The following is a 25,123-nucleotide window of genomic DNA, read 5'->3' on the forward strand; positions in this document are numbered from 1 at the left end:
TGAATTCACCTGCAACTTTGTCGGCATCGTCTGCGATCTTGGAATTCGCCGCGCCGGACCTGCCGCTGCGCGACGATGTGCGCCGGCTCGGCGCGCTGGTCGGCGACATGCTGGCCGAGCAGGTGTCCGATGAATTCCTCGCCCAGGTCGAGCGCATCCGCACCCGCGCCATCGCCCGCAGGCAGAAGGGCGAGGGCACGCAGGGCCTGGCCGCGATCCTGGCCGGCATGTCCGCCGAGGACGCCGAGGCGCTGATCCGCGCCTTCAGCGCCTACTTCCAGGTGGTCAACATCGCTGAGCGCGTGCACCGCATCCGCCGCCGCCGCGACTACCAGCGCCAGGGCGATGCGCCGCAGCCGGAAGGGCTGCACGCCAGCCTGCTCAGGCTCAAGGAGCAGGGCGTCGGCCTGGAGGAGGCCACCGCCTGGCTGGAGCGGCTGGATCTGGAGCCGGTGTTCACCGCCCACCCGACCGAAGCGGTGCGCCGCGCGCTGCTGGAGAAGGAGCAGCTGATGGTCGCCGCGCTGGTGGCCGGGCTGGACGGCGCGCAGACGCCGGGCGAGGCGGCCAGCGAGGCGGCGCGCTTCCGCATGGCGCTGACCGCGGCCTGGCAGACCGCCGACTCCTCGCCGGTGCGGCCGACGGTGGCCGACGAGCGCGAGCACGTGGGCTTCTATCTGACCCAGGTGCTGTACCGCGTGGTGCCGGTGTTCTACGAGTCGCTGGAGCACGCCTTCACCGAGGTCTACGGCAGTGCGCCGCCGCTGCCGCGCGTGCTGCGCTTCGGCACCTGGGTGGGCGGGGACATGGACGGCAACCCCAACGTGGATGCCACCACCATCGCCGACACGCTGCGCGCCCAGCGCGCGGTGGTGCTGGAGCGCTATCTGAAGGAGCTGTGGCAGCTGGCCAGCCTGCTGAGCCAGTCGACCACGCTGGTGCCGGTGAGCGAGGCCCTGCGCGCGCGCCTGGCGCAGTACCAGGCGCAGCTGCCGCAAGCCGCCGCGCGCTCGCGCCCGCGCCACGGCGACATGCCGTACCGCCTGCTCAACGACCTGATGCGCGCCAGGCTGCGCGCGACCCTGGACGACGCGCCGGGCGCGTACGGCGCGCCGGAGGAATTCGAGGCCGACATCCAGCTGATCCTCGACAGCCTGCAGGCGCACAAGGGCCTGCACGCGGGCTGGTTCGCGGTGCGCCGCCTGCTTTGGCGCGTGCGCACCTTCGGCTTCCACCTGGCGCGGCTGGACGTGCGCCAGGAATCCAGCGTGCACGGCCGCGCGGTCGCCGCCGCGCTGGGCCAGGGCGACTGGGACACGCTGGACGCGGCCGCGCGCGCCACGCTGCTGCGCCCGTACGCGGCCGGCACCGAAACGCTGCCGGCCAGCCAGGACGAAGGCAATCCGCGTCTGGACGCGGTGTTCGCCGCGCTAGGCGAAGCGCGCCGGCTGCACGGCGCCGACGCGCTGGGCGCTTACATCATCTCGATGGCGCACAGCCGCGCCGATGTGCTCACCGTGCTGGCCCTGGCCCGGCGCGGCGGGCTGGTGGATGACGGCGGCCAGGTGCCGCTGGACATCGCGCCGCTGTTCGAGACGGTGGACGATCTGCGCCACGGGCCCGAGGTGCTGCGCGACCTGGCCGCCGACCCGGTCTACCGCCAGCATCTGGCCGCGCGCGGCGATACGCAGATGGTGATGCTGGGCTATTCGGACAGCGGCAAGGACGGTGGCACGGCGGCCTCGCGCTGGGGTCTGCAGCGTGGCCAGGTCGAACTGCTCGAGGCCGCGCACGAGCTCGGCATCAAGCTGACCTTCTTCCACGGCCGTGGCGGCTCGATCAGCCGTGGCGGCGGCAAGACCACGCGCGCGGTCGACGCCTCGCCGCGCGGCAGCGTCGACGGCCGCCTGCGCGTGACCGAACAGGGCGAGGTGATCCATCGCAAGTACGGTATCCGCGCGCTGGCGCTGCGCTCGCTGGAGCAGTCGCTGGGCGCGGTGCTGGTGTCGAGCATCCGTCCGCGCCCGCCCGAGCCGCGCGAGGCGCACTGGCGCACGCTGATGGGCACCGTCGCGCGCGCCAGCACCGAGGCCTATCGCGACTTCGTCGGCGCCAAGGGCTTCATGGACTATTTCCGCACCGCCACGCCGATCGACGTGATCGAACGCATGACCCTGGGCTCGCGTCCCTCGCGGCGGCTGGGCCAGGACGCGGCGCTGAGCAATCTGCGCGCGATCCCGTGGGTGTTCGCCTGGAGCCAGGCGCGCGCCACCATCCCCGGCTGGTACGGCGTGGGCAGCGGCCTGGCCGCGGCGGTGGAGCAGTTCGGCGAGGAGGCGGTGCGCGAGATGGGCCGCGACTGGCCGTTCGTGCGCACCTTCCTGGACGACATCGCCATGGTGCTGGCCAAGGGCGATCTGAATATCGCGGCGCTGTTCTCCCAGCTCTCCGGCGACCTGCACGGGCAGTTCTTCCCGCGCATCCAGGCCGAGCACGAACGCACCCGCCACTGGGTGCTCAGGCTGTCGGGCAACGACAGCCTGCTCCAGCACGACCAGCGCCTGGACCTGTCCATCCGCCTGCGCAACCCCTACGTCGATCCGATGAGCCTGCTGCAGGTGGACCTGCTCAAGCGCTGGCGCGCCGCCGACCGCGAGGACGACGCCCTGCTGCGCGCCCTGGTGGCCAGCGTCAACGGCGTCTCGCAGGGCTTGCAGAACACCGGCTGAGCCGCGCAGGTCGCGCCGGTCGCAACAACTGCCCGTCATTCCCGCGAACGCGGGAATCCATGGACGTCCGCGCAGGTCGCGGGAATGCCTCGTGGGAGCCGCCATGGCGGCGATGGGGCTTTACCGGTAGAGCCCATCGCCGCCATAGCGGCTCCCACAGGGGTAATGGTCAGGCGGCGAGGACGAAGCTCTGAGGCTGCTGAAGAATCGGCGGGAATGCTCCCACCAATTCAATGCCTCAGTTGAGCTCCGCCGGATCCGGCCCGCGCCGCTTGCCGGCATCCAGGCTGGCGATGGCGGCCATGTCGTCCAGGCTGAGCTTGAAGTCGAACACGTCGATGTTCTCCTTGAGCCGCGCCGGGTTGGCCGACTTGGGGAACACGATGTTGCCCAGCTGGATGTGCCAGCGCAGGATCACCTGGGCGGCGGTCTTGCCGTGGCGCGCGGCGATGTCCTTGAGGATCGCGTTCTCCAGCAGCTCGCCGCCCTGGGCCAGCGGGCTCCAGGCCTCGGTCAGGATGCCGTGGGTCTGGCCATAGTCGCGCAGCGATGTCTGCTGCAGCAGCGGATGCAGCTCGATCTGGTTGACCACCGGCAGCACGCCGGTCTCGGCGGCGATGTGCTCGATGTCCTCGACGCGGAAGTTGGACACGCCGATGGACTTGACCTTGCCCGCGTCGCGCGCGGCGATCAGCGCCTTCCAGCTGTCGACGAACTTGCCCTTGGCCGGGCAGGGCCAGTGGATCAGGTACAGGTCGACATAGTCCAGCTGCAGCTTGCCCAGGCTGGTGTCCAGGGCCTTGAGCGCGCTGTCGTAGCCCTGGTCCTCGTTCCACAGCTTGGTGGTGATGAACAGCTCGTCGCGCGGCAGGCCGGAGGTGGCGATGGCCTGGCCGACGCCTTCCTCGTTCTTGTAGATGGCCGCCGTGTCGATGTGGCGATAGCCCAGCCGGAAGGCCTCGCTGACCACGTTGGCAGTCTCGTCGGCCGGGGTCTGCCACACGCCCAGGCCGAACTGGGGAATCGTGCGGCCGTCGAGCATTTCAAGGGCGGGGATCGTGTGCATGGAAGCCTCCTGTCGCGATAGACCTAAGCAGTGTAGGCGGCACGACGTTGCCTCCATGCCAAGGCCGGCACGATGATGGCCACGATGCACGCCTTCACGGACTCGCGCTGATGCGCTCTGACTCATACCCTCCCGCGCCGGTCTCCGGTCGCTGGCGCCGCGCGCTGACCTGGTGCCTGCTGCCGCCGCTGCTGGCTTGGGCGGTGCTGGCGAGCGTCTATCTGGACCATTGGCCGCACGTGTTGCGCGGCGTGCTGGCGCTGGCATGGCTCTGGCTGGGATGGAGGGTGCTGCGTGCGCGTCATCGCGCCGGCGGCGCGCGCTGGGCGGGCGCTGCGCTGCTGGTCTGGCTGGGGTTTCTGGCCGGCTGGTCGCTGCAGGCACCGCGGCAGGACCGTCTGTGGGCCGACGATGTCGCGCGCCTGCTGCAGGCGCAGGTGCAGGGCGATACAGTGGTGCTGGAGAACGTGCGCGACTTCCGCTGGCGCAGCGACACCGACTACGACGTGCGCTGGGAGACGCGCCGCTACGACCTGTCCCAGCTGCGGTCGGCCGATCTGGCGCTGTCGTACTGGATGGGGCCGGCCATCGCCCACACGCTGGTGTCCTTCGGCTTCGCCGATGGCCGGCATCTGGTGTTCTCGCTGGAGATCCGCAAGGAGCGCGGTGAGGCGTTCTCCGCGCTGGGCGGCTTCTTCCGCCAGTACGAGGAAACGCTGGTCGCCGCCGAGGAGGACGACATCCTGCGCGTGCGCACCAATGTGCGTGGCGAGGACATGTGGCTGTACCGGCTCAACCTGCCGCCGGCCGCGCTGCGCCAGCTGTTCCTGGCCTATCTGGATAAGGCCGGCGCGCTGCGCGCGCGGCCGGCGTTCTACAACACCGTGATGAGCAACTGCACCACGGTGATCTTCCAGCTGGCCAGACGCATCGATGCCCGCCTGCCGCTGGACTGGCGGCTGCTGCTGTCGGGGTACTTCGACCGCTACGTGGCCGACCACGGCGGGTTGATGCCGGGGATCGACTTCGCGACGCTGCGGGCGCGGGGGCATATCACGGCCAAGGCGCGGGCGGTGGGGGAGGGGGAGGATTTTTCGCGGGCGATTCGGGTTGGGGTGCCGGGAGAAGTGGGGCCGTAGGGGCGCCGCGCGCTGATCGATGCGGAAGAGCTCAGGACTCGTCGTTTCCGTGAACGCGGGAAGCCAGCGGCTTGAGGCTTCGACGCGAAAGTCCATGGGTTCCCGCTTTCGCGGGAACGACGAGGATTTTGAGCGGCCCAAGCGTCATTGAGCTTGCATGCGGAAGTCGCTGGGTTCCCGCGTTCGCGGGAACGACGGTAGTGGGCTTTCCGCTGCTTTTAGCTGGATGCGGGGTCGGGATCCAGATCCCGCATCTGCATCAGGCGCTGGCTGCGCAACTGCGGCGGGTTCGGCGGCTTGCGCCTCAGGTGCGCATGGCGCCGGGTGGGTTCATGTAGCGAGCATGCCGGCGAGCTCGGGCCTCGGCCGAGGCTTGCCGCTCAGCCGTCCAGCTCGCTCCAACGGGCGTAGGCGCGTTCCAGTTCGGCCTGCAGGCCGGCCAGGGCCTCGTTCTCGGCGACGATGGTGGCGCTGTCCTGCTGGAAGAAGGCCGGGCCGGACATTGCCGCGGTGCGCGCCTCGATGTCGGCTTCCAGCTGCTCGATGCGGGCGGGCAGCTGCTCCAGTTCGCGCTGCTCCTTGAAGCTGAGCTTCTTCTTCGGCGCGGCAGCGGGCGTGGCCGCCGCGGCGGCGGCGTTGGCCGCGACCACCTGCTCGGTCACGCTGCGGTCGGTCTGCCGGGCCTGGCTGTCGAAGCCGGCGCGGCCGCGCGGGCGCTGGCGCAGCCAGTCGTTGTAGCCGCCGACGTAGTCGCCGACGCGGCCCTCGCCTTCCAGCACCAGCGTGCTGGTGACCACGTTGTCGATGAAGTCGCGGTCGTGGCTGACCAGCAGCAGCGTGCCCTTGTACTCGGCCAGCAGCTCTTCCAGCAGTTCCAGCGTTTCCACGTCCAGGTCGTTGGTCGGTTCGTCCATGACCAGCAGGTTGGAGGGCTGGGCGAACAGCTTGGCCAGCAGCAGGCGGTTGCGCTCGCCGCCGGACAGGCGGGTGATCGGCGCGCGCGCGCGTTCGGGCGAGAACAGGAAGTCTTGCAGGTAGCCGATGATGTGCTTGCGGCTGCCGTTGATCTCCACGAAGTCGGTGCCCTGGGCGACGTTCTCCAGTGCGTTGCGCGATTCGTCCAGCTGGCTGCGATGCTGGTCGAAGTAGGCGATCTGCAGATTGGTGCCCAGCTCGACCGTGCCCTGCTGCGGCGCCAGTTCGCCCAGCAGGATCTTCAGCAGCGTCGACTTGCCCGAGCCGTTGGGGCCGATGATGCCGACGCGGTCGCCGCGCATGATCGTCACCGCGACATCGTCCAGCAGCGTGCGCCCGGCGTAGGCCTGGGTGATGTGTTCGGCGCTGATGACCTTCTTGCCCGAGGCCTGCGCGTTGGAGGTCTCCATGCGCACGTTGCCCTGCAGGTCGCGGCGCGCGGCGCGTTCGCGGCGCATCGCCTTGAGCGCGGTCACGCGGCCCTCGTTGCGGGTGCGGCGGGCCTTGATGCCCTGGCGGATCCAGACTTCCTCCTGGGCCAGCAGCTTGTCGAAGCGCGCGTTCTCCTGCGCCTGCGCGTGCAGGCGCTCCTCGCGGCGGCGCAGGTAGTTGTCGTAGTCGCCGGGCCAGCTGGTGACCTGGCCGCGGTCGATCTCGACGATGCGCGTGGCCAGGTTGCGCAGGAAGCTGCGGTCGTGGGTGATGAAGATCAGGCTACCTTCGAAGGACTTGAGGAAGCCTTCCAGCCAGTCGATGGCCTCGATGTCCAGGTGGTTGGTCGGCTCGTCCAGCAGCAGGATGTCCGGCTGGCGCACCAGCGCCTGGGCCAGCAGCACGCGGCGCTTCATGCCGCCGGACAGGCCGGCGAAGTCCGATTCGCCGTCCAGCTCCAGCCGGTCCAGCGTGGCCTGCACGCGGCGGTCCAGGTCCCAGGCGTTGTGGGCCTCGATCTGCGCCTGGGCGCGGCCCATGGCGTCCATGTCGCCCTCGTGCACGGCGTGGTGGTAGTCGGCCAGCATCCGGCCCAGCGCGCCCAGTCCCTGGGCGACCACGTCGAAGATGCTGCCGGCGGTGTCCGGCGGCACTTCCTGGGCCATGCGCGCGACCACCGTGCCCGACTGCAGGCGCACCTCGCCGTCGTCGGCCTGCAGCTCGCCGGCGATCAGCTTCATCAGCGTGGACTTGCCGGCGCCGTTGCGGCCGACGATGCACACGCGCTCGTGGGGTTCGATGGACAGCTCGACCTGTTCGAGCAGCAGCGGGCCGCCGACGCTGTAGTCGACGCGGGAAAGTTGCAGGAGGGACATGCGACCATTGTAGCCGGGCATCTGGCACGGGCAGCGGGCACGAGGGCATGGCGGCGGTGAGGGAAGGGCGCGCGCTGTCGCGCTGGGCGGGAATCGGCGTGGCGGCCTGCGCGCTGGGCTTCGCCGCGTTCTACGCGCTGCTGTTCTGGCGCGACAACGCCGCGCCGGTGGCGAGCGACGCGGCGGCCGCGGCGCCGGTGCCGGGGATGTTCCTGTACGCGACCGAGCGCTGCGAGGTCGACGGCGAGCGCCTGGGCGTGCAGGGCTGGGCCCTCCGCAGGGGCCAGGGCTGGCCGATCGGCGGCAACCGCGTGCTGCTGCGCCTGGCCGACGGCCGCCTGCGCGCGCTGGACACCGCCTGGCAGGCGCGGCCGCAGCTGGCGCCGCTGCTGAAGGCGCGCACCGGCGAGAAGCGCACCTATTACGCGCCCGGCTTCGCCGCCTCGCTGAACCTGGCCGTGGCCGGTGTCTCGCTGCAGGGTGCGCGGCTGTTCCTCGACTGGCGCGCCGGCGACACGCCTGCGCTGCTGCCGCTGGACTGCGCGGGGCTGTCGCCGTGAGTGCGTTGCGCCTGCGCTGGCACTGGCCGCTGCTGGGCCTGGCCTGGATGCTGGCCTCGATCGCCTCGATCCACGCCTTCGGCATCAGCTCGGCGCCGGTGGCCGACGACAGCTACTTCGCCAGCATGCTCGACACCTACACGCTGCGCGACTACCTGGTCCACCGCTATCACACCTGGACCGGGCGGCTGCCGATCGAGGCGCTGCTGGTGACCATCGTCCATGCGCCCGGCCTGTGGCGCGCCTGCAACGCGGTGGTGATGGCGCTGCTGTGCGTGGGCCTGGCGCGGCTGGCGCGGCCAGGCACGCGCTGGTCGTGGCCGGCCGCGACGGGGGTGGTGTTCGCGCTGGTGATGCTGATGACGCCGCAGGCCATCTACGAGGCGTGCTGGTGGCTGACCGGCTCGCTCAACTATCTGTGGCCGGTGACGCTGGGCGTGTGGAGCCTGGTGCCGCTGGTCGAGGGAACCCCCCATCGCTGGCCGGCGCGCCTGGCCGCCTGCCTGGCCGCGGCGCTGGCGGCGTACTGCGACCAGCTGGCGCTGGTGCTGGTGCCGCTGACCCTCGGGCTGTGCCTGTGGCGCGCCCGGCAGCGCCGGGCCAGCGGCTGGGACTGGGCGCAGCTGGCGCTGCTGTGCGCCAACGCGGCCTTCGCCCTCAGCGCGCCGGGCAATGTCGAGCGGTTCCGCGAGGAGACCGGCATGCGCTTTCCCAACTTCGCCGACCTGGACGTGCTGGAGAAGCTGCGCATCGGCCTAGGGTTGATCGAGCGGGCGATGACCGACCCGCGCAACTACCTGTTCGGCACGGTCACCGCGCTGACCCTGGTGCTGCTGTGGCGCGCGCCGCTGGCGCGCTGCCTCAAGGCGGGGCTGGGCGTGGTGCTGGCGGTGTCGCTGCTGCAGATGCTGCTGTTCGTGCCGCACGTGCCGGGCGATCCCCTGCAGCTGTCGCTGCCGCTGCGCCTGGATGGCGATGCGGTGTGGAACCCGTGGCTGTATGCGCTCAGCGCGTGGTCGGCCTTCACCGTGGGCTGCGTGGTGATCGCCGCGGCCTGCGGCTTCTGGCGCGATGGGCGCGAGGCTGCACGGATGCTGGGCCTGCTGCTGCTGGGCCTGGCCTCGCTGGGGATGATGGGCTTCTCGCCCACGGCCTATCTGTCCGGCCAGCGCATCGCCTTCCTGTGTCTGCTGGCGCTGGTGGTGGTCAGCCTGCGTCAGCTCGACCGCATCGGGCTGGACTACGGGCCGCGCGTGCGCGGCGGCCTGCTGGCGCTGATCGTGGTGCTGGCCAGCTGGCGTGTGACGATGGCCGCCTTTGTCTGAAGGCCCATCGGCAGGCGTCGAACGCGTCGCGCAAGACGTGGAACACCGGTGCGGAGAACACCATCGGATCCAGGCGGTCCAGCGCGCCGCCGTAGCCCTCGATCATCGTGCCCCAGGCCTTGGCGCCCAGGCTGCGCTTGGTCGCCGACAGCGCCAGCCCGCCGAGGAAGCGGCCGGCGCCCGGGCAGGGGCGCCGGCCGTGGCCGGTCAGGCGTGGGCGGCCCGCTTCGGCGCGGCGGCCAGCGCGTGCACCTCGGCCGAGGCCGGGGTGAAGTCGCGCACCGCCGCCAGGAAGTCGCGGCCCCAGCGGTCCACGTCGTAGTACTCGACGATGTCGTTGAGCTGGCGCAGGCGGCCGGCGGCCTCGTCCTCGGGCATGCGCAGGGCCTGGGACAGGGCCGCGGTCAGGTCGGCCTGGTCGTGCGGATTGGTCAACACCGCGCCCTTCAGCTCGGCCGCCGCGCCGGCGAACTCGCTCAGCACCAGCACGCCGTTGCCGCCCTCGATGCCCTGGGTGGCGACAAACTCCTTGGCCACCAGGTTCAGCCCGTCGCGCAGCGGCGTGATCCACATCACCTGTGCGGCGGCGTAATGCGCCACCACCTCCTCGAACGGGAAGGCCTGGGCGAAGAAGCGCACCGGCGTCCAGTCCATCCGCGCGAAGCGGCCGTTGATGCGGCCGACCGCCTGTTCGATGGCGTTCTGCAGCTGGCGGTAGACCGTCATCTCCTTGGCCGCCGGCACGCAGATCATCAGCAGGGTGACCTTGTTGTGCAGCTGCGGGTGGGATTCGAGCAGGCGCTCGAACGCCTCCAGCTTGGCCAGCGTGCCCTTGGTGTAGTCCAGGCGTTCGACCGAGAGCACCAGCTTGCGCGCGCCGATCTCGCGGCGCAGCTTGAAGATGTTGTTGCGCACCTCCGGGTTGGCCAGCACCTGGTTGATGCGGCGCAGGTCGGTGCCGACCGGATGGGCGCCCAGGGCCACCTCGCGGCCGGCCACGCGCAGGCGGGTGGTCATCGTGTCCAGGCCCACCGCGCAGCCATAGGTGAGAAAGCGCGGCGCGCAGCTCTCGGTGCGCAGGCGCTCCACCGGCGCCACCCCGCGCACCACATCGACGAAGTTCTCCACCTGGCGCGGGATGTGGAAGCCCACGTAATCGCAGGACAGCAGGCTGCCGATGATCTCGCGCCGCCACGGCACCACGTTGAACACGTCGGCCGAGGGGAAGTAGGTGTGGTGGAAGAAGGCGATCTTCAGGTCCGGGCGCATCTCGCGCAGGTAGGCCGGCACCATCCACAGGTTGTAGTCGTGGAGCCACACCGTCGCCCCTTCGGCCGCCTCGGCCGCGGTGGCCTCGGCGAACTTGCGGTTGACCTTGAGGAACACCTTCCAGTCGTCCTCGCGGAAGCGCGCGCGCTCCCAGAACACGTGCAGCATCGGCCAGAAGGCCTCCTTGCTGAAGCGCTTGTAGAAGATGTCCACCTCGGTCTTGCTCAGCGGCACCCGCGCGGCGGTGAGGTTGGGATAGCGCTCATCGACCGAGGTATGGGTCTGGAACGGCCCGTGCTTGGGATCGTCGATGCTCCAGGCCACCCAGGAGCCGGTCTGCCCGCCCTGGAAGAACCCCAGCAGCGAGGGAATGATGCCGTTGGGCGACTTGGGCTGGCGGCGCACCAGCTCGCCGTCCTCCACGACCTCCTCGTAGGGCAGGCGGTGGTAGACCATCAGCAGCTGCGCCTTGCCGGTTGGCGCGGTGCGCGCCACCGGCAGCCACGGGTCGTCCTTGTCGAGCAGCTTGAAGTGGGCGATGGCCTCCAGGATGCCGCCGCAGCCGGGCGCCTTGGCGTGCAGCACGTCGGAGAGCGCGCCGGTGGCCTCGATCAGCGCGGCCTCCGAATCGCCCACGCACACGCCGCGGAAGCCGGCCAGATACATCGACAGATCGTTGAGCGTGTCGCCGGCGACCAGCACGCGTTCGCTGGGCAGCTTGAGCTGCCGGGCCAGCGCCTTGAGCGTACGGCCCTTGTCGGTGTCCGGCGGCAGGATGTCCAGGTAGCGGTCGGCCGAATACAGCACCGAGCAGCCCAGCGCATGCGCGGCCTCCTCCAGGTCGGCGCGGATCGGCGCCAGCGTGTCCGGGTCGCAGTAGTAGGAGCAGCGGCGTTCCTGCGGCACGTCCTGGCGGACCAGGTCGGGGAAGGCGCGCATCGCGGCGGCCACGGTGTAGTCGCCGGGCCAGCGGCTGTCGATCTTGGACTGCAGCGGCTGCAGCGGCTGCAGCGTATGGCCATCGACCACGGTGGCGCCGACGTCGCACACCACATAGTCGGGCCGGGGAATCGCGGGGTCGGTGAGCAGCGGCATCACCGCTTCCAGGCCGCGCCCGGTGATGAAGATCAGGCAGATCTCGGGGTGCTGGTCGACCAGGCGGTACAGGCGGTGGCGCTGCTCGGCGTCGCCTGCCAGGAAGGTGCCGTCCAGGTCGGTCGCCAGGATCAGGCGCGGATCGGGCCGGGCCTGGGTGGAGCGGGGTGAGGTGTTGCGGATGGGTGGGGTCAGATCAGTCAAAACGTTCCTCTTGAGGTTGCGATGGGGGTTCGGTTTCCGGCATCAGCTCCAGCGCGGTGGGCGTGGTGCGCAGCATCGGGCGGAAGGGCGCGGCGAAGGTGCGGTCGCGGTGGAAGCGCAGCCGGGCGAATAGATAGGCCGCCAGCGCGATCAGCATCACCGCGAAGTAGATCGGCAGCGCGGAGGGGCCCAGACGCTGCATCGCCCCGCCGGCCAGCGCCGGGCCGATGGCCGAGCCGACGCCGTTGACCAGCAGCAGGCTTGAACAGCCCGACAGCAGGTGCTCGCGCGGCAGGTAGTCGAGCATGTGCGCCACCGCGAACGGATACAGCGAGAAGCTCAGCCCGCCGAACAGGAAGAACAGCCCGAACAGCGCCCGCCGGTCGGCCTGGACCGCCGGCAGCAGCATCGCCAGGGCCACGCCCGCGGCGGCCAGCGCGGCCAGCGCCAGCGCCAGGCGGCGGTCGCGGCCATCGCTGATCCGGCCGATCGGCACCTGCAGCAGCGCGCCGCCGGCGATCGCGGCCAGCATGAACAGCGCCACGCCGCGCGTGTCCAGGCCGATGCGGCCGGCGTACACCGGCGACAGGCCCCAGAAGCCGCCCATCGCCAGGCCCGACAGCGCCGCGCCGACCGTGGCCGCCGGCGCCAGCGCATACAGCCGGCGCAGGCTGAAGCGCTGGATCGGCGGCACCTCGGGCTGCTGCAGGCGCGTGGCCGCCACCGGCATCACCGAGGCGCACAGCAGGATGGCGGTCAGCGAGAACAGGGTAGCCATCGCCATCCCGCCCCAGCCCAGCAGCACCTGGCCCAGCGCCAGCGCCGACAGGTTGACCATCATGTAGACCGAGAACACCCGCGCGCGGGTGCTCGCATTGGGCTCGGCGTTGAGCCAGCTCTCGATGACGGTGTACAGCCCGACCAGCGCCACGCCGGTGACCAGGCGCAGCAGGCCCCAGGCCCAGGGATCGAGCCAGATCGGGTGCAGCAGCACGGCGATGGCCGCCAGCGCGGCGAAGAAGGCGAAGGCGCGGATATGCCCGATGCGGCCGATCAGCGGCGGGCCGATGAAGGTGCCGAAGAAATACCCGGCGAAGTAGCAGGACATCACCAGGCCCAGCGTGCGATCGTCGAAGCCGGCCTGCGCGCCGCGGACCGCGAGCAGCGTGCCGAGCAGGCCGCTGCCGGTCAGCAGCAGGGCCACGCCCAGCAGCAGGGTGAACAGCCGCAGCATCAACGCGACCTTCTGGGGGAAGGGGAGTTGGTCACCTTCATCATCATAACATATTGATTAATTTGGGGAAAGTTGCGTAAGGTGCGCGACCCTCGAGCGCAGCGGCGTCCTGCGTCCGCGCGCCGGGGTGCCCGAAGCCATCCCTTGGCCGCATCCTCCGGGACGGGCATGCTGCATTGCAGCATGCCTCGCATCCTCGCCCACCCCGCATGAAAGGACCGTCGTGAGCCAAGAACTGATCTACCTGCTGCTGATCTTCGGGCTCCTAGTCATTCCGCGATTCCTGCAGCAGTTCAAGCTGCCGGCGCCGCTGACCTGCCTGGCCTTCGGCGTGGTCGCCGCGCTGATCATCGGCAAGCCGGTCGAGGACGGGGTGGTGGCGCTGATGGCCTCGCTGGGCATCTCCTCGCTGTTCCTGTTCGCCGGTCTGGAGGTGGATCCCAAGGCGCTGCGCAAGGGCTGGAAGCAGCTGGTCATCCATCTGGTGGCGCGCTCGGCCAGCCTGGCCGTGGTGGCGTGGCTGGCCTGGCGCTATGCAGGGCTGTCCTGGCAGGCGGCCGCGCTGCTGGCGCTGGCCCTGCTGACGCCTTCCACCGGCTTCATCATCGACACGCTGGGCCGGCTGGGGCTGGACACCAAGGAGCAGTTCTGGGTGACCAACAAGGCCATCGCCGGCGAGCTGCTGGCGCTGGCGGCGCTGTTCGTGGTGCTGCAGTCGGCCAGCCCGCCGCTGGAGATGCTGGGCTCGACGCTGGCGCTGCTGGCCATGCTGGTCGGCCTGCCGCTGCTGTTCATCGCGCTGGGGCGCTGGGTGCTGCCGCATTCGCCGGGCGCGGAGTTCTCGCTGCTGGTGATGGTCGGCGTGATCGCCGCCTACGTGACCCATCTGATCGGCGTGCACGATCTGGTCGGCGCCTTCGTCACCGGTCTGGTGGCGCGCCTGCTGCGCCAGCGCATGCCGACGCTGGCCTCGCACGACAACCTGCACGCGGTGCGGCTGTTCGCCAGTTTCTTCGTGCCGTTCTATTTCTTCTATTCGGGCACCAAGGTGCCGGCCGGCGCCTTGAGTCTGGGGGCGCTGGGTGTGGGCCTGGCGCTGACCGCAGTGGTGCTGCCGCTGCGGGTGGGCCTGCTGGCGCTGCAGCGCAAGCTGACCTTCGGCGAATCCTTCCGCACCGGCCTGCGCATCGGCACGGCGCTGGCGCCGACGCTGATCTTCACGCTGGTGCTGGCCGGGGTGCTGCGCGAGCGCTTCGCCATCCCCGATGCGCTGTTCGGCGGGCTGCTGCTGTATGCGACGCTGACCACGCTACTGCCTTCGCTGGTGTTCCGCACGCCGTTCGACGTGGATCCGGTGGAGACGGCGCCGGAGCGTTACGCGCCGGCGGCCGGCGGGGCGGCGGCCACGCTGCTGGCGCCGGGGGCCTCGGAGTTCCACCAGGAGCGGGTGCGCGCGGCCGCGCCACCGGCGCAGGACTCGGGTCCGCTGCCCGAGGATGCCGATCGCACCGACCGGACCGCTTGATTCGGCGCCCTCCAGCCCCCACCGTTGGCGCCCGCCATCCGCTAACGCCAACCCCTGTCATCGCCATGCCGATCTACGCCTACCAGTGCACCACCTGTGGCCACAGCTTCGACAAGCTGCAGAAGCTCTCCGACCCCGACCCGGACACCTGCCCGCAATGCGGCGCGCAGACCGTCAGGCGCCAGGTGACGGCGCCGGCGTTCCGCCTGGCCGGCGGCGGCTGGTACGAGACCGACTTCAAGAAGGACGGCGACAAGAAGCGCAACCTGGTCGAGGGGGCGGGCAGCAGCGCTTCCGGCAGCAGCGAGTCCAAGCCGGCGGCCAGCGAGGCCAAGCCAGCTACGCCTTCCAGCGGCGATTGATCGATCGCCTGCTTGCTTTGCTGCAAGAGGTTCGTCCCTCAATCTTCCGGAGCCCGGCGAGCGCGCTCTGGCTCCGGAAGGGCAGCGGTCCGGCGGGCGGGAGCCGCTTTTCCCTCAATCAGGACATCCTGCCCTGATTCGGTTGCTCGGCGTCCTGCCTCGCTAGGCGCGGCCCCCCGCCCGCCGGACCGCTGCCGCGCACGTTACGCAGATGGCCTCGGGCCGAAAGTCGAAGGAAGCCCTGTTCGATTGACGTGCAGCCTCGACTCTGTCGGGCGCGGACTCAATCGCCGTGTGCGCCACTGTCTCTTCCGTTCACGCCGCCCTCCTTGTAGAGCGGAGCTTGTGGCAATCCCCTCTTGGGGACTCCGCTGCTCTTCGTTCGGTTCGTGGGAAAGGCCCCAGCGGAGCAAGCTCCGCTCTACAGGTGGGAGCCGCCGTTGGCCAAAACGGTCACAAGGGCGGCTCCGATCGAACGATGAGGCGCGGTTAACCGGAAAATCCGCCAGGGGCGGCGGGCCAAGCCGAGGAGCCGCGGCCGGCCAGGTCGAGCCTGCTTGGCGAAGTCCGCCTTACTGACCAGGCATTCGGCGAACGGCGGAGCGCACAAAAAAAGAGGCCGGGCGTCAGCTCGGCCTCTATTGCGATGCCTGCCACGCGTGTCCGTGTGGCAGCCATCGATCGAGAAACCGATCAGCGGGCGCCGAAGCGGGCGCGGCAGCCTTCATCGACCCAGATCTGATCGCCGCGCCAGGCCCAGGTGCTGCCCTCGATGCAGGGGCTGCTGGAGAGCTGCTTGACGATCACCGGGCGGCCATTGCGGCGGTCCCAGCCGCAGCTGGTGCGGCGGTTGTCGCTGCTTGAGCAGGTCACGGTGTAATTGGGATTGGCGTTGCCCCAGCCCGGGTCGCCCGGGGGGCCGCCGCCCCAGCCGCCGCCGCGGCCTTCGGTGAACTCGCCGCGGCAGCCCTGGCTGACCCAGATGTTGCCGCCGCGCTGGCCCCAGCTGCGGCCCTCCACGCAGCGGCTGTCGGACAGCTGGCGCACCAGCACGGCGCGGCCGCGGAAGCCGGTGGCGCACTCGCGGGTGCGGTTGTCGGTGCTTTCGCAGCGCACCGTTCGGCCCGCGCCGGGGCGGTCGCCCCAGCCGCCGCGCACGGACACGAAGCGCCCCCGGCAGCCGCGGTCGACCCAGATCACGTCCCCGCGCGTGCCCCAGGTGCGGCCCTCGATACAGGGCGAGTCGGACAGCGCGCGGTCCAGCCGCACGCGGCCGCCAAAGCCGCGGCATTCGCGGTAGCGGTTGTTCTGGCTCTCGCAGGTGACTGAATCCTGGGCGTGGGCCGGCGCGGCCGCATACAAGCCCAAGGCAAACAGCAGCACCGCAAACAGTCGCAACATGGCACGGCTCCGGGTGGTCGAGTGGGCCGGACTATACACGCGGCCCCGCCGCCGTCCCGTCAGCCGGCGCGGGCCGCTGGGCCCGCATTTGCCGCGCCCCGGCGCGGGCCGCAAAATAGCCGGCTTTCCCGGCCGCGGCGTGCGGCCTGCCCGGAGTTTGCTCACATGCGTACCCACTTCTGCGGCCTGGTCGATGAGACCCTGATCGGCCAAACTGTCACTCTGGCCGGCTGGACCGACGTGGCCCGCAATCAGGGCGGGGTGTGCTTCATCGACCTGCGCGACCACGAGGGCATCGTCCAGGTCACCGTCGAGCTGGACAACGCCGAGGTGTTCGCCGTGGCCGCCTCGCTGGGCTACGAGGACGTGCTGCAGGTCGAGGGCGTGGTCCGCGCGCGCCACGCGGTCAACGACAAGCTCAAGACCGGCAAGGTCGAGGTGATCGCCTCGAAGATCACCGTGCTCAACAAGGCCGCGCCGCTGCCGTTCCACGCGCACGAGAACCCCGGCGAGGACACCCGCCTGAAGTACCGGTATCTCGATCTGCGCCGTCCGGAGATGCAGCGCATGCAGCGCACCCGCATCAGGCTGGTGCAGGCCCTGCGCCGTCATCTGGATGCGCGCGGCTTCCAGGACATCGAGACGCCGATCCTGACCAAGGCCACGCCGGAGGGCGCGCGCGACTTCCTGGTGCCGGCGCGCATGCACCCGGGCGAGTTCTACGCCCTGCCGCAGAGCCCGCAGCTGTTCAAGCAGATCCTGATGGTGGCCGGCTTCGACCGCTACTACCAGATCGCGCGCTGCTTCCGCGACGAGGCCCTGCGCGCCGACCGCCAGCTGGAGTTCACCCAGCTGGACATGGAGTTCGCCTTCGTGCGCGAGCGCGACGTGCAGGACTTCGTCGAGGAGATGATCCGCGCGATCTTCAAGGAGGTCGTGGACGTGGAACTGGATGCGCAGTTCCCGCGCATGACCTGGGCCGAGGCGATGCGCCGCTACGGCTCGGACAAGCCGGACCTGCGCATCGACCTGGAACTTGTCGACGTGGCCGAGCTGGTCAAGGACAGCGACTTCGCCGTGTTCACCGGCCCGGCCAACGATGCCGACGGCCGCGTGGCCGCGCTGCGCATCCCGGGCGGCGCGACGCTGTCGCGCAAGCAGATCGACGAGTACGCCGCGCACGCGGCCAAGTACGGCAGCAAGGGCCTGGCCTATATCAAGATCGGCGAGAGCGGCGAGATCACCTCGCCGATCGCCAAGTTCTTCGCCGAGGACAAGTTCGCCGCGCTCATCGCGCATGTCGGCGCGGGCAAGGGCGACCTGGTGTTCTTCGGCGCCGGTGCCTACGGCAAGGTCTCGGACTTCATGGGCGCCGTGCGCCTGAAGGCCGGCAAGGACTTCGGCCTGGTCCAGGAGGGTTGGCGCCCGCTGTGGGTCACCGACTTCCCGATGTTCGAGTGGGACGAGGAGGCGCAGCGCTATGTGGCCCTGCATCATCCCTTCACCGCGCCGGCGGTGGATTCGATCGAGGACCTGCGCGCTCACGCCAGGACCGCGGTCTCGCGCGGCTACGACATGGTGCTCAACGGCAATGAGATCGGCGGCGGTTCGATCCGCATCCATCGCCCGGAGATGCAGAGCGCGGTGTTCGAACTGCTCGGCATCGGCGCCGAGGAGGCGCGCGCCAAGTTCGGCTTCCTGCTCGACGCGCTCAACTACGGCGCCCCGCCGCACGGCGGCATCGCCTTCGGCATCGACCGCATCGCCGCGCTGATGGCCGGCACCGAGTCGATCCGCGACGTGATTCCGTTCCCCAAGACCACCGGCGCGCAGGACCTGATGACCGACGCGCCCTCGCCGATCCCGGACGCGCAGCTGGCCGAGGTGCACGTGCAGGTGCGGCCAAAGAGCGAGTGACCAGCGCTGAGGAGTGAGCAAGGGCGGGCGGCGCGATCCGCTTTCACTCACTTCTCACTCCTCAACGCTCACTTCTGGCCCGATGCTGATCCGCCGCGCCACCCTCGACGACGCCCACACGCTCTCGGCGCTGGCCGAGCGCACCTTCGTGCAGACCTTCGGTCATCTGTATCCGCCGGGCGACCTGCGCGATTTCCTCGACGAGGCCTATGCGCTGGAGCGCATGCGGATCGTGCTGGCGCATCCGGACTACGCGATCTTCCTGGCCGAGCGCGATGGCCAGGCGATCGGGCATTCGGCCGCCGGTCCCTGCGGGCTGCCGCATCCGGGCGTGCAGCCCGGCGATGGCGAGCTCAAGCGCCTCTATCTGCTGCAGGGGCAGCAGAACGCCGGCGTCGGCACCCACCTGTTCCAGGCCACCCTCGACTGGCTGCTGCGCGAGGGGCCGCGCACGCTGTGGGTCGGGGTGTGGTCGCAGAACTTCGGCGCGCAGCGCTTCTATGCCCGGCACGGGTTTCACAAGGTGGGCGAGTACCAGTTCGCCGTGGGCAACGTGCTGGACGACGAGTTCATCCTGCGGCGCCCGGCCTGAGCGCGCGGTTGAGCGCGGCCCGCGCTTGGGTCATGCTGCGCCCCATGTCCAAGGAGGAATCCGAAATGCACGGAAGGCGCGCGCTGTTGGCACTGTCCCTGGCCTGCGGGCTGTTGGCCGGCTGCGGGGGAGAGAAGATGATGCGCTGTACGTCGGCCTCGGGCAGCTGGGCCATCGGCCGGGTGGCCGAGCAGGGCGTGCTGGACCGCATCCAGGCCGAGAGCCGGGCCAAGCGCCTGCGCACCCTCGGCGCCGGCGAGACCTCGTCCGATATCGGCATGGATCGGGTCACCGTCCACGTCGACGCGCAGGACCGGATCACCGCGGTGACCTGCGACTGAGCCGACCCGACGCCCGCGACGCGCTGCGGGCGCCGTTGCCATCGGTGCTGGTGCTGCATGGCATCTGGAACGCGCCGCTGTGGATGCAGCCGCTGGCCTGGCGGCTGCGGCGGGCGGGCTTCGCCGCCGAGCCCTTCGGCTATCCCGGCGTCACCGGCGGTCCACAGGTGGCCATCGCGCGCCTGGCCGCGCATCTGCGCCAGGCGCGCCCGACCCATCTGGTCGGGCATAGCCTCGGCGGGCTGATCGCGCTGGAGACCTTGCGCCGGCATCCGGGCCTGCCCGTGCCGCGCCTGGTCTGTCTGGGCTCGCCGCTGTCCGGCAGTGCGACCGCGCAGGTGCTCGCGCAGCGCGGCTGGGGCAGCGTGCTCGGCCGCAGCGCGCTGCTGCTGGACCGGGGCTGTCCGCCCTGGAGTGGCCCGACCGAGGTCGGCATGATCGCCGGCGATGTGCCGCGCGGCGTGGGCCGCCTGCTGGCCGGCGTGGACGAGACTTCAGACGGCACCGTGGCCCTGGCCGAGACCCGCCTGTCCGGCCTGGTCGATCACTGCTGCGTGCACGCCAGCCATACCGGCCTGCCGTTCTCGCCGCAGGCCGCGCGCCAGGTGGTGGCCTTCCTGCGGCACGGGCGGTTCCGGCGCTAGGTAGGGCCTGTCATTCCTCCCCGGGTAGGCCGCGTTGGCGCTGCAAGGCCGTCAGGTTTGCGTCGCGTGGCGCAGGCTTGACTGGCCGTCAGGCCAAGCCGCGCGGCGCGAAGATGGCGGCCTTGCAGCGCCAACCCGGAGGGCCGCCCTTGCGCGCACCCGGGGCTGCGTCATTGCTCGGTCGTGGACGGACGTCCACTCCCTCCCGCTTCCTTGCCCCGGGCACGCGCAAGGGCGGCGCGGCCTGCCCGGGGAGGAATGACAGGCCCTAGTCCCCAGCGGCAGGGCGCGCGGCATGGGGTAAAATTGCCGCTTCGTCTCAAGTTCAGCCAACGGAAGTGTGTCATGGGTCGAGGCCCTTCGATCGAAGCCCGCAAGAACGCCATGGACGCCAAGCGCGGCAAGGTGTTCACCAAGATCATCCGCGAGATCAGCGTGGCCGCGCGCGGCCCCGGCGGCGGCGATCCGGCCAACAATCCTGCCCTGCGCACGGCCATGGACAAGGGCCTGGCGGCCAACATGACCAAGGACGTCATGGAACGTGCGATCAAGAAGGCCACCGGCGAGCTGGAAGGCGTCGAGTACGAGACCATCCGCTACGAGGGCTACGCGCCCGGTGGCGTGGCCGTGATCGTGGACTGCCTGACCGACAACCGCGTGCGCACCGTGGCCGACGTGCGTCATGCCTTCGCCAAGTGCGGCGGCAACATGGGCACCGAGGGCTCGGTGGCCTTCATGTTCAAGAAGCTCGGCGTGCTGAGCTTCGACGGTGGCCTGGACGAGGACGCGCTGACCGAGGCGGCCATCGAGGCCGGCGCCGAAGACGTGGTGGTGTACCCGGAGGACGGCGCGATCGACGTGCTGACCACGCCGGAGGGCTTCGAGGAAGTCCGGCAGGCGCTCGCCGCCGCCGGCTTCACCCCCGGCTATGCCGAGGTCACCTTCCGCGCCGACAACGACGTGGCGGTGGACGGCGAGACCGCCCAGCAGGTGTCCAAGCTGCTGGCCATGCTCGAGGACCTGGACGACGTGCAGAACGTCTATTCCAACGCCGATCAGGCGGCGCTGGGCGAGGGAAGCTGAGGTGACGCGGCCCGGGGCGCCGGCCTGGGCGGGACCGGGGACCGGGGACCCGGGACCCGGGAAAAGCGGCGATCTCCGCAGAGGCAAACGCTACCGACCACGCTTCCCCCGGTCCCCGGTCCCCGGTCCCCGGTCCCGGTTTCGTCCGCATCCTCGGCATCGACCCGGGCTCGCAGCGCACCGGCATCGGCATCATCGATGTGGATGCCGCCGGGCGCGCGGTGCACGTGTACAACGGCCCGCTGGTGCTGCTGGGCGAGGGTGGGTTCCCGCTGCGGCTCAAGCGCCTGCTGCTGGGGCTGGCCGAGCTGTTGGACGCCTGGCGACCGCACGAGGTGGCGATCGAGCAGGTGTTTGTCGGCAAGAGCGCCGACTCGGCGCTCAAGCTGGGCCAGGCGCGTGGCGCGGCGATCAGCGCCGTGGTCCTGCGCGACCTGCCGGTGCACGAGTACGCGCCGAAGGAAATCAAGCTGGCGCTGGTCGGTCGGGGCAGCGCCGAGAAGGAACAGATCCAGCACATGGTCGCGATCATGCTCAACCTGAAAGGCAAGCTGCAGGCCGACGCCGCCGATGCGCTGGCGGTGGCCATCACCCATGCCCACGTGCGCGCCACCGCCGCCCGCATGGGCGTGGACGCGCGCATGGCGTGGAGCCGCAAATGATCGGGCGCCTGCGCGGCATCCTCATCGCCAAGTCCCCGCCCTGGCTCCTGATCGAGGTCGGCGGCGGCGTCGGCTACGAGCTGGAGGCGCCGATGAGCACCATCTACGACCTGCCCGAGCTCGGCCGCGAGGTCACCCTGTTCACCCATTACGCGCAGAAGGAGGACAGCGTCTCGCTGTATGGCTTCCTGCGCGAGGGCGAGCGCCGGCTGTTCCGCGACGTGCAGAAGGTCACCGGCATCGGCGCCAAGATCGCCCTGGCCATCCTGTCCGGCGTCAGCGTGGACGAGTTCGCCCGGCTGGTGCAGGCCGGCGACGTCACCGCGCTCACCCGCGTCCCCGGCATCGGCAAGAAGACCGCCGAGCGCATGGTGGTGGAGCTGCGCGACCGCGCCGCGGCGCTGACCGGCGGCGATGTGGTCACGCCGATGAGCGCGCCGGCCGACCCGCAGTCCGAGGCGGTCATCGCCCTGCAGCAGCTCGGCTACAAGCCGGCCGAGGCCCAGCGCATGGCCCGCGACGCGGCCGCCGCCGGCGACGACGCGGCGCAGATCATCCGCAAGGCGCTGCGTTCGGCCCTGCGCTGAAGCGTGCAGGACATCCTCACTTTTTCAGCAGTAGGCTAGCGCCGCATGTCTTCGCCCTCCGCCACGACCTCGACCAGCAACGCGCCCGCCCACCACGGCCACGGCAACCAGGGCATGCCCGGCCTGGTGCTGGGCGCCATCGGCGTGGTGTTCGGCGACATCGGCACCAGCCCGCTGTACACGCTCAAGGAAGCCTTCTCGCCGCACTTCGGCCTGGTCGGCAACCACGACACCATCCTGGGGATCCTGTCGCTGGTGTTCTGGGCGCTGGTGATCACCGTGACGGTCAAGTACGTCACCATCATCATGCGCGCCGACAACGACGGCGAGGGCGGGATCATGGCGCTGATGACCCTGGCCCAGCGCACCCTGCCCAAGGGCTCGCGCTCGGCCTACGTGGTCGGCATCCTCGGCATCTTCGGCGCCTCGCTGTTCTTCGGCGACGGCGTGATCACCCCGGCCATCTCGGTGCTGGGCGCGGTCGAGGGCCTGGAGGTGGCCGCGCCGGCGCTGGACCACTGGATCGTGCCGATCACGGTGGTGATCCTGATCCTGGTGTTCATGGCCCAGCGCTTCGGCACCGAGAAGGTGGGCAAGATCTTCGGGCCGATCACCACGGTGTGGTTCCTGTCCCTGGCGGCGATCGGCATCTACAACATCGTTGATGCGCCCGAGGTGCTCAAGGCCTTCAGCCCGTTCTGGGCGGTGAACTTCTTCATGACCCACGGCTGGCACTCGGTGCTGATCCTGGGCGCGGTGGTGCTGGCGGTGACCGGCGGCGAGGCGCTGTACGCGGACATGGGCCACTTCGGCGCCCAGCCAATCCGCTACGCCTGGTACATCCTGGTGCTGCCATGCCTGATGCTCAACTACCTGGGCCAAGGCGCGCTGGTGCTGCAGGACCCGGCCGCGGTCAACAACCCGTTCTACGAGGCCGTGCCGGACTGGGCGCTGTACCCGATGATCGTGCTGGCCACCATGGCGGCCATCATCGCCTCGCAGGCGGTCATCAGCGGCGCCTTCTCGGTGGCGCGCCAGGCCATGCAGCTGGGCTACATCCCGCGCATGACGGTCAAGCACACCTCGCACGACACCATCGGCCAGATCTACGTGCCGGGCGTGAACTGGATGATGATGCTGGCGGTGCTGGCCGTGGTCCTGGCCTTCGGCAGCTCCACCGCGCTGGCCACCGCCTACGGCATCTCGGTGTCGGCCACGATGATGATCGACACCATGCTGCTGGCGCTGGTGGCGCGCGCGCTGTGGCCGAAGTGGCGCACCTGGGTGCTGCCGCTGTGCGTGGTGTTCTTCATCGTCGATGTGGGCTTCGTCATCGCCAACGGCGCCAAGTTCTTCGACGGCGCCTGGTTCCCGCTGGCGCTGGGCCTGGTGGTGTTCACCCTGCTGCGCACCTGGCGGCGCGGGCGCGAGCTGCTGGGCGCGGAGATCCGCAAGGACGGCATCGCGCTGGACAGCTTCCTGCCCGGGCTGATGCTGGCCCCGCCGGCGCGCGTGCCGGGCACGGCGGTGTTCCTGACCGCGCAGACCGGCATGGTGCCGCACGCGCTGCTGCACAACCTCAAGCACAACAAGGTGCTGCACGAGCGCAACGTCTTCCTGACCGTGTATACGCTGCCGCTGCCGTACGCGCCGGCCGACAAGCGCATGAAGGTCGAGGAGATCGGCGACGAGTTCTACCGCGTCATCGTCAAGTTCGGCTTCATGGAGACCCCGGACGTGCCGCTGGCGCTGATGCGCAGCTGCGATCAGGGCGGGCCGTACTTCGACCCGATGGACACCACCTTCTTCGCCAGCCGCGAGAACATCGTGGCCAGCGCCCACCGCGGCATGCCGGTCTGGCGCGACAAGCTGTTCGCCGCCATGCACCGCAACGCCGCCCCGGCCACCAACTTCTTCCGCATCCCCGGCAACCGCCTGGTGGAGCTGGGGGCGCAGGTGGAGATCTGAGGGCGGGGCGTAAGCGAAGCGCAGTGAGCACGCGTCAAAGCAGGCTCGCTTCCCCTCACGCCGCACTCCTGCCCGTACCATAGCCGCATGACCCAGGACCGCATCATCGCCGCCGACGCCACCCGTGAGGACGATGCCCTGGAGGCCTCGATCCGGCCCAAGCGCCTGGCCGACTACCTGGGCCAGCAGCCGGTGCGCGAGCAGCTGGACATCTACATCCAGGCCGCCAAGGGTCGCGGCGAGGCGCTGGACCATGTGCTGATCTTCGGGCCGCCGGGTCTGGGCAAGACCACGCTCAGCCACGTCATCGCCAACGAGCTGGGCGTCAGCCTGCGCACGACCTCTGGCCCTGTGATCGAGAAGGCTGGCGACCTGGCCGCGCTGCTGACCAACCTGCAGCCGCACGATGTGCTGTTCATCGACGAGATCCATCGTCTCTCGCCGGTGGTGGAGGAAGTGCTGTACCCGGCGATGGAGGATTTCCAGCTGGACATCATGATCGGCGAGGGCCCGGCCGCGCGTTCGATCAAGATCGACCTGCCGCCGTTCACCCTGATCGGCGCGACCACCCGCGCCGGCCTGCTGACCGCGCCGCTGCGCGACCGCTTTGGCATCGTCCAGCGCCTGCAGTTCTACGACACCGCCGAGCTGACCCGGATCGTGCGCCGCTCGGCGCAGATCATGGGCATTCCCTGCGAGCCCGAGGGCGCGGCCGAGATCGCGCGCCGCTCGCGCGGTACGCCGCGCATCGCCAACCGCCTGCTGCGGCGCGTGCGCGATTACGCGCAGGTCAAGGCCGGTGGCCAGATCAGCCGCGACACCGCCGATGCCGCCATGGCCATGCTCAAGGTCGATCCGGAAGGCTTCGACGAGCTCGACCGCCGCCTGCTGCACACCATCGTGGAGAGCTTCGACGGTGGGCCGGTCGGCGTGGAGTCGCTGGCCGCGGCCCTGTCCGAGGAGCGCGGCACGCTGGAAGACGTGATCGAGCCCTACCTGATCCAGCAGGGTTTCCTGGTGCGGACCGCACGCGGGCGCATGGCCACGGCCAAGGCCTATTCGCACCTGGGGCTGCAGCCCAAGCGCGACGCCGGGCTGCCGTTCCCGGACTCCGAGGCCTTGTTCTGATGCCGCATAC

Annotated in this window: 20 protein-coding genes and 1 pseudogene; 15 read left to right on the forward strand and 6 right to left on the reverse strand. The window is 70.3% G+C overall.

Annotated features, from left to right (window positions below; translation table 11 throughout):
* Positions 1 to 17: 17 nt before the first annotated feature.
* Positions 18 to 2,729, forward strand: a complete 2,712-nt coding sequence (ppc, locus tag QE438_RS00455) for a phosphoenolpyruvate carboxylase (protein ID WP_306996202.1) — start codon at positions 18 to 20, stop codon at positions 2,727 to 2,729.
* Positions 2,730 to 2,967: 238 nt separating this feature from the next.
* On the opposite strand, the gene QE438_RS00460 is transcribed toward ppc, so the two are convergent.
* On the reverse strand, positions 2,968 to 3,795 hold the full coding sequence (locus tag QE438_RS00460; protein WP_131660594.1) for an aldo/keto reductase: 828 nt from the start codon (positions 3,793 to 3,795) through the stop codon (positions 2,968 to 2,970).
* Positions 3,796 to 3,905: 110 nt separating this feature from the next.
* On the opposite strand from QE438_RS00460, the gene QE438_RS00465 reads away from it, so the two are divergent.
* Positions 3,906 to 4,934 carry a DUF4105 domain-containing protein gene (locus tag QE438_RS00465; RefSeq protein WP_306993269.1) on the forward strand — a complete coding sequence of 343 codons (1,029 nt, stop codon included), beginning with the start codon at positions 3,906 to 3,908 and terminating at the stop codon, positions 4,932 to 4,934.
* Positions 4,935 to 5,314: 380 nt separating this feature from the next.
* Here the strand turns inward: QE438_RS00465 and QE438_RS00470 are convergent, their stop codons facing one another.
* Entirely contained in the window at positions 5,315 to 7,216 is a 1,902-nt protein-coding gene (locus QE438_RS00470; RefSeq protein WP_306993267.1) for an ATP-binding cassette domain-containing protein, read from the reverse strand.
* A gap of 47 nt (positions 7,217 to 7,263) precedes the next feature.
* On the opposite strand from QE438_RS00470, the gene QE438_RS00475 reads away from it, so the two are divergent.
* Both QE438_RS00475 and QE438_RS00480 read left to right on the forward strand, forming a co-directional pair.
* Positions 7,264 to 7,776: a hypothetical protein gene (locus QE438_RS00475; protein WP_306993265.1), complete on the forward strand. Its 513-nt coding sequence runs from the start codon at positions 7,264 to 7,266 to the stop codon at positions 7,774 to 7,776.
* Entirely contained in the window at positions 7,773 to 9,101 is a 1,329-nt protein-coding gene (locus tag QE438_RS00480) for a DUF6056 family protein (RefSeq protein ID WP_306993263.1), read from the forward strand. Before QE438_RS00475 ends, QE438_RS00480 begins: the two co-directional genes overlap by 4 nt.
* A 28-nt stretch (positions 9,102 to 9,129) precedes the next feature.
* Here the strand turns inward: QE438_RS00480 and QE438_RS00485 are convergent.
* The 3 genes and pseudogenes from QE438_RS00485 to QE438_RS00495 form a co-directional block, all read right to left on the reverse strand.
* A pseudogene (locus tag QE438_RS00485) lies at positions 9,130 to 9,270 on the reverse strand (phosphatidate cytidylyltransferase); the annotation flags it as partial.
* A 38-nt stretch (positions 9,271 to 9,308) separates the two neighbouring features.
* Entirely contained in the window at positions 9,309 to 11,600 is a 2,292-nt protein-coding gene (ggpS, locus tag QE438_RS00490; RefSeq protein WP_307184155.1) for a glucosylglycerol-phosphate synthase, read from the reverse strand.
* A gap of 61 nt (positions 11,601 to 11,661) precedes the next feature.
* On the reverse strand, positions 11,662 to 12,903 hold the full coding sequence (locus tag QE438_RS00495; protein WP_306993259.1) for an MFS transporter: 1,242 nt from the start codon (positions 12,901 to 12,903) through the stop codon (positions 11,662 to 11,664).
* Between the two features lie 223 nt (positions 12,904 to 13,126).
* On the opposite strand from QE438_RS00495, the gene QE438_RS00500 reads away from it, so the two are divergent.
* Both QE438_RS00500 and QE438_RS00505 read left to right on the forward strand, forming a co-directional pair.
* Positions 13,127 to 14,428 (forward strand): cation:proton antiporter, encoded by a 1,302-nt coding sequence (locus tag QE438_RS00500; protein ID WP_130523364.1) that lies wholly within the window; start codon positions 13,127 to 13,129, stop codon positions 14,426 to 14,428.
* A gap of 65 nt (positions 14,429 to 14,493) precedes the next feature.
* The gene (locus QE438_RS00505) at positions 14,494 to 14,790 is read left to right on the forward strand and encodes a zinc ribbon domain-containing protein (RefSeq protein ID WP_130523365.1); all 297 of its coding nucleotides are present in this window, start codon (positions 14,494 to 14,496) and stop codon (positions 14,788 to 14,790) included.
* Positions 14,791 to 15,483: 693 nt separating this feature from the next.
* Here QE438_RS00505 and QE438_RS00510 read toward each other — a convergent pair.
* Positions 15,484 to 16,191, reverse strand: a complete 708-nt coding sequence (locus QE438_RS00510) for a DUF3011 domain-containing protein (RefSeq protein ID WP_306993256.1) — start codon at positions 16,189 to 16,191, stop codon at positions 15,484 to 15,486.
* Between the two features lie 165 nt (positions 16,192 to 16,356).
* On the opposite strand from QE438_RS00510, the gene aspS reads away from it, so the two are divergent.
* From aspS to ruvB, 9 genes are all read left to right on the forward strand, one after another.
* Entirely contained in the window at positions 16,357 to 18,108 is a 1,752-nt protein-coding gene (aspS, locus tag QE438_RS00515; RefSeq protein ID WP_306993254.1) for an aspartate--tRNA ligase, read from the forward strand.
* A gap of 82 nt (positions 18,109 to 18,190) precedes the next feature.
* The gene (locus tag QE438_RS00520) at positions 18,191 to 18,700 is read left to right on the forward strand and encodes a GNAT family N-acetyltransferase (RefSeq protein WP_130515820.1); all 510 of its coding nucleotides are present in this window, start codon (positions 18,191 to 18,193) and stop codon (positions 18,698 to 18,700) included.
* A gap of 86 nt (positions 18,701 to 18,786) precedes the next feature.
* Positions 18,787 to 19,041 carry a hypothetical protein gene (locus tag QE438_RS00525; RefSeq protein ID WP_306993252.1) on the forward strand — a complete coding sequence of 85 codons (255 nt, stop codon included), beginning with the start codon at positions 18,787 to 18,789 and terminating at the stop codon, positions 19,039 to 19,041.
* An 83-nt stretch (positions 19,042 to 19,124) separates the two neighbouring features.
* Complete coding sequence (locus QE438_RS00530) at positions 19,125 to 19,685, forward strand: alpha/beta fold hydrolase (RefSeq protein WP_130516237.1); 561 nt, start codon at positions 19,125 to 19,127, stop codon at positions 19,683 to 19,685.
* 345 nt (positions 19,686 to 20,030) lie between these two features.
* On the forward strand, positions 20,031 to 20,768 hold the full coding sequence (locus QE438_RS00535) for a YebC/PmpR family DNA-binding transcriptional regulator (protein WP_130515824.1): 738 nt from the start codon (positions 20,031 to 20,033) through the stop codon (positions 20,766 to 20,768).
* 149 nt (positions 20,769 to 20,917) lie between these two features.
* Positions 20,918 to 21,430 (forward strand): crossover junction endodeoxyribonuclease RuvC, encoded by a 513-nt coding sequence (gene ruvC / locus QE438_RS00540; protein WP_306996199.1) that lies wholly within the window; start codon positions 20,918 to 20,920, stop codon positions 21,428 to 21,430.
* Positions 21,427 to 22,017 (forward strand): Holliday junction branch migration protein RuvA, encoded by a 591-nt coding sequence (gene ruvA, locus QE438_RS00545; RefSeq protein WP_306993249.1) that lies wholly within the window; start codon positions 21,427 to 21,429, stop codon positions 22,015 to 22,017. Before ruvC ends, ruvA begins: the two co-directional genes overlap by 4 nt.
* 114 nt (positions 22,018 to 22,131) lie before the next feature.
* The gene (locus QE438_RS00550; RefSeq protein WP_286577680.1) at positions 22,132 to 23,985 is read left to right on the forward strand and encodes a potassium transporter Kup; all 1,854 of its coding nucleotides are present in this window, start codon (positions 22,132 to 22,134) and stop codon (positions 23,983 to 23,985) included.
* An 87-nt stretch (positions 23,986 to 24,072) separates the two neighbouring features.
* The gene (gene ruvB, locus QE438_RS00555) at positions 24,073 to 25,113 is read left to right on the forward strand and encodes a Holliday junction branch migration DNA helicase RuvB (protein WP_286576869.1); all 1,041 of its coding nucleotides are present in this window, start codon (positions 24,073 to 24,075) and stop codon (positions 25,111 to 25,113) included.
* Positions 25,114 to 25,123 lie beyond the last annotated feature (10 nt).

The organism is Pseudoxanthomonas sp. SORGH_AS_0997, assembly GCF_031453535.1.
Lineage (GTDB): Bacteria > Pseudomonadota > Gammaproteobacteria > Xanthomonadales > Xanthomonadaceae > Pseudoxanthomonas_A > Pseudoxanthomonas_A winnipegensis.

Bases quoted from the DNA above. Each gene is read 5' to 3' on its own strand.
- QE438_RS00535 (WP_130515824.1), top strand. From the start codon at position 20,031: ATGGGTCGAGGCCCTTCGATCGAAGCCCGCAAGAACGCCATGGACGCC.
- QE438_RS00530 (WP_130516237.1), top strand. From the start codon at position 19,125: ATGCAGCCGCTGGCCTGGCGGCTGCGGCGGGCGGGCTTCGCCGCCGAG.
- QE438_RS00520 (WP_130515820.1), top strand. From the start codon at position 18,191: ATGCTGATCCGCCGCGCCACCCTCGACGACGCCCACACGCTCTCGGCG.
- ruvA (WP_306993249.1), top strand. From the start codon at position 21,427: ATGATCGGGCGCCTGCGCGGCATCCTCATCGCCAAGTCCCCGCCCTGG.
- QE438_RS00475 (WP_306993265.1), top strand. From the start codon at position 7,264: ATGGCGGCGGTGAGGGAAGGGCGCGCGCTGTCGCGCTGGGCGGGAATC.
- QE438_RS00470 (WP_306993267.1), bottom strand. From the start codon at position 7,216: ATGTCCCTCCTGCAACTTTCCCGCGTCGACTACAGCGTCGGCGGCCCG.
- QE438_RS00465 (WP_306993269.1), top strand. From the start codon at position 3,906: ATGCGCTCTGACTCATACCCTCCCGCGCCGGTCTCCGGTCGCTGGCGC.
- aspS (WP_306993254.1), top strand. From the start codon at position 16,357: ATGCGTACCCACTTCTGCGGCCTGGTCGATGAGACCCTGATCGGCCAA.
- QE438_RS00460 (WP_131660594.1), bottom strand. From the start codon at position 3,795: ATGCACACGATCCCCGCCCTTGAAATGCTCGACGGCCGCACGATTCCC.
- ruvB (WP_286576869.1), top strand. From the start codon at position 24,073: ATGACCCAGGACCGCATCATCGCCGCCGACGCCACCCGTGAGGACGAT.
- QE438_RS00505 (WP_130523365.1), top strand. From the start codon at position 14,494: ATGCCGATCTACGCCTACCAGTGCACCACCTGTGGCCACAGCTTCGAC.
- QE438_RS00550 (WP_286577680.1), top strand. From the start codon at position 22,132: ATGCCCGGCCTGGTGCTGGGCGCCATCGGCGTGGTGTTCGGCGACATC.
- QE438_RS00495 (WP_306993259.1), bottom strand. From the start codon at position 12,903: ATGCTGCGGCTGTTCACCCTGCTGCTGGGCGTGGCCCTGCTGCTGACC.
- QE438_RS00510 (WP_306993256.1), bottom strand. From the start codon at position 16,191: ATGTTGCGACTGTTTGCGGTGCTGCTGTTTGCCTTGGGCTTGTATGCG.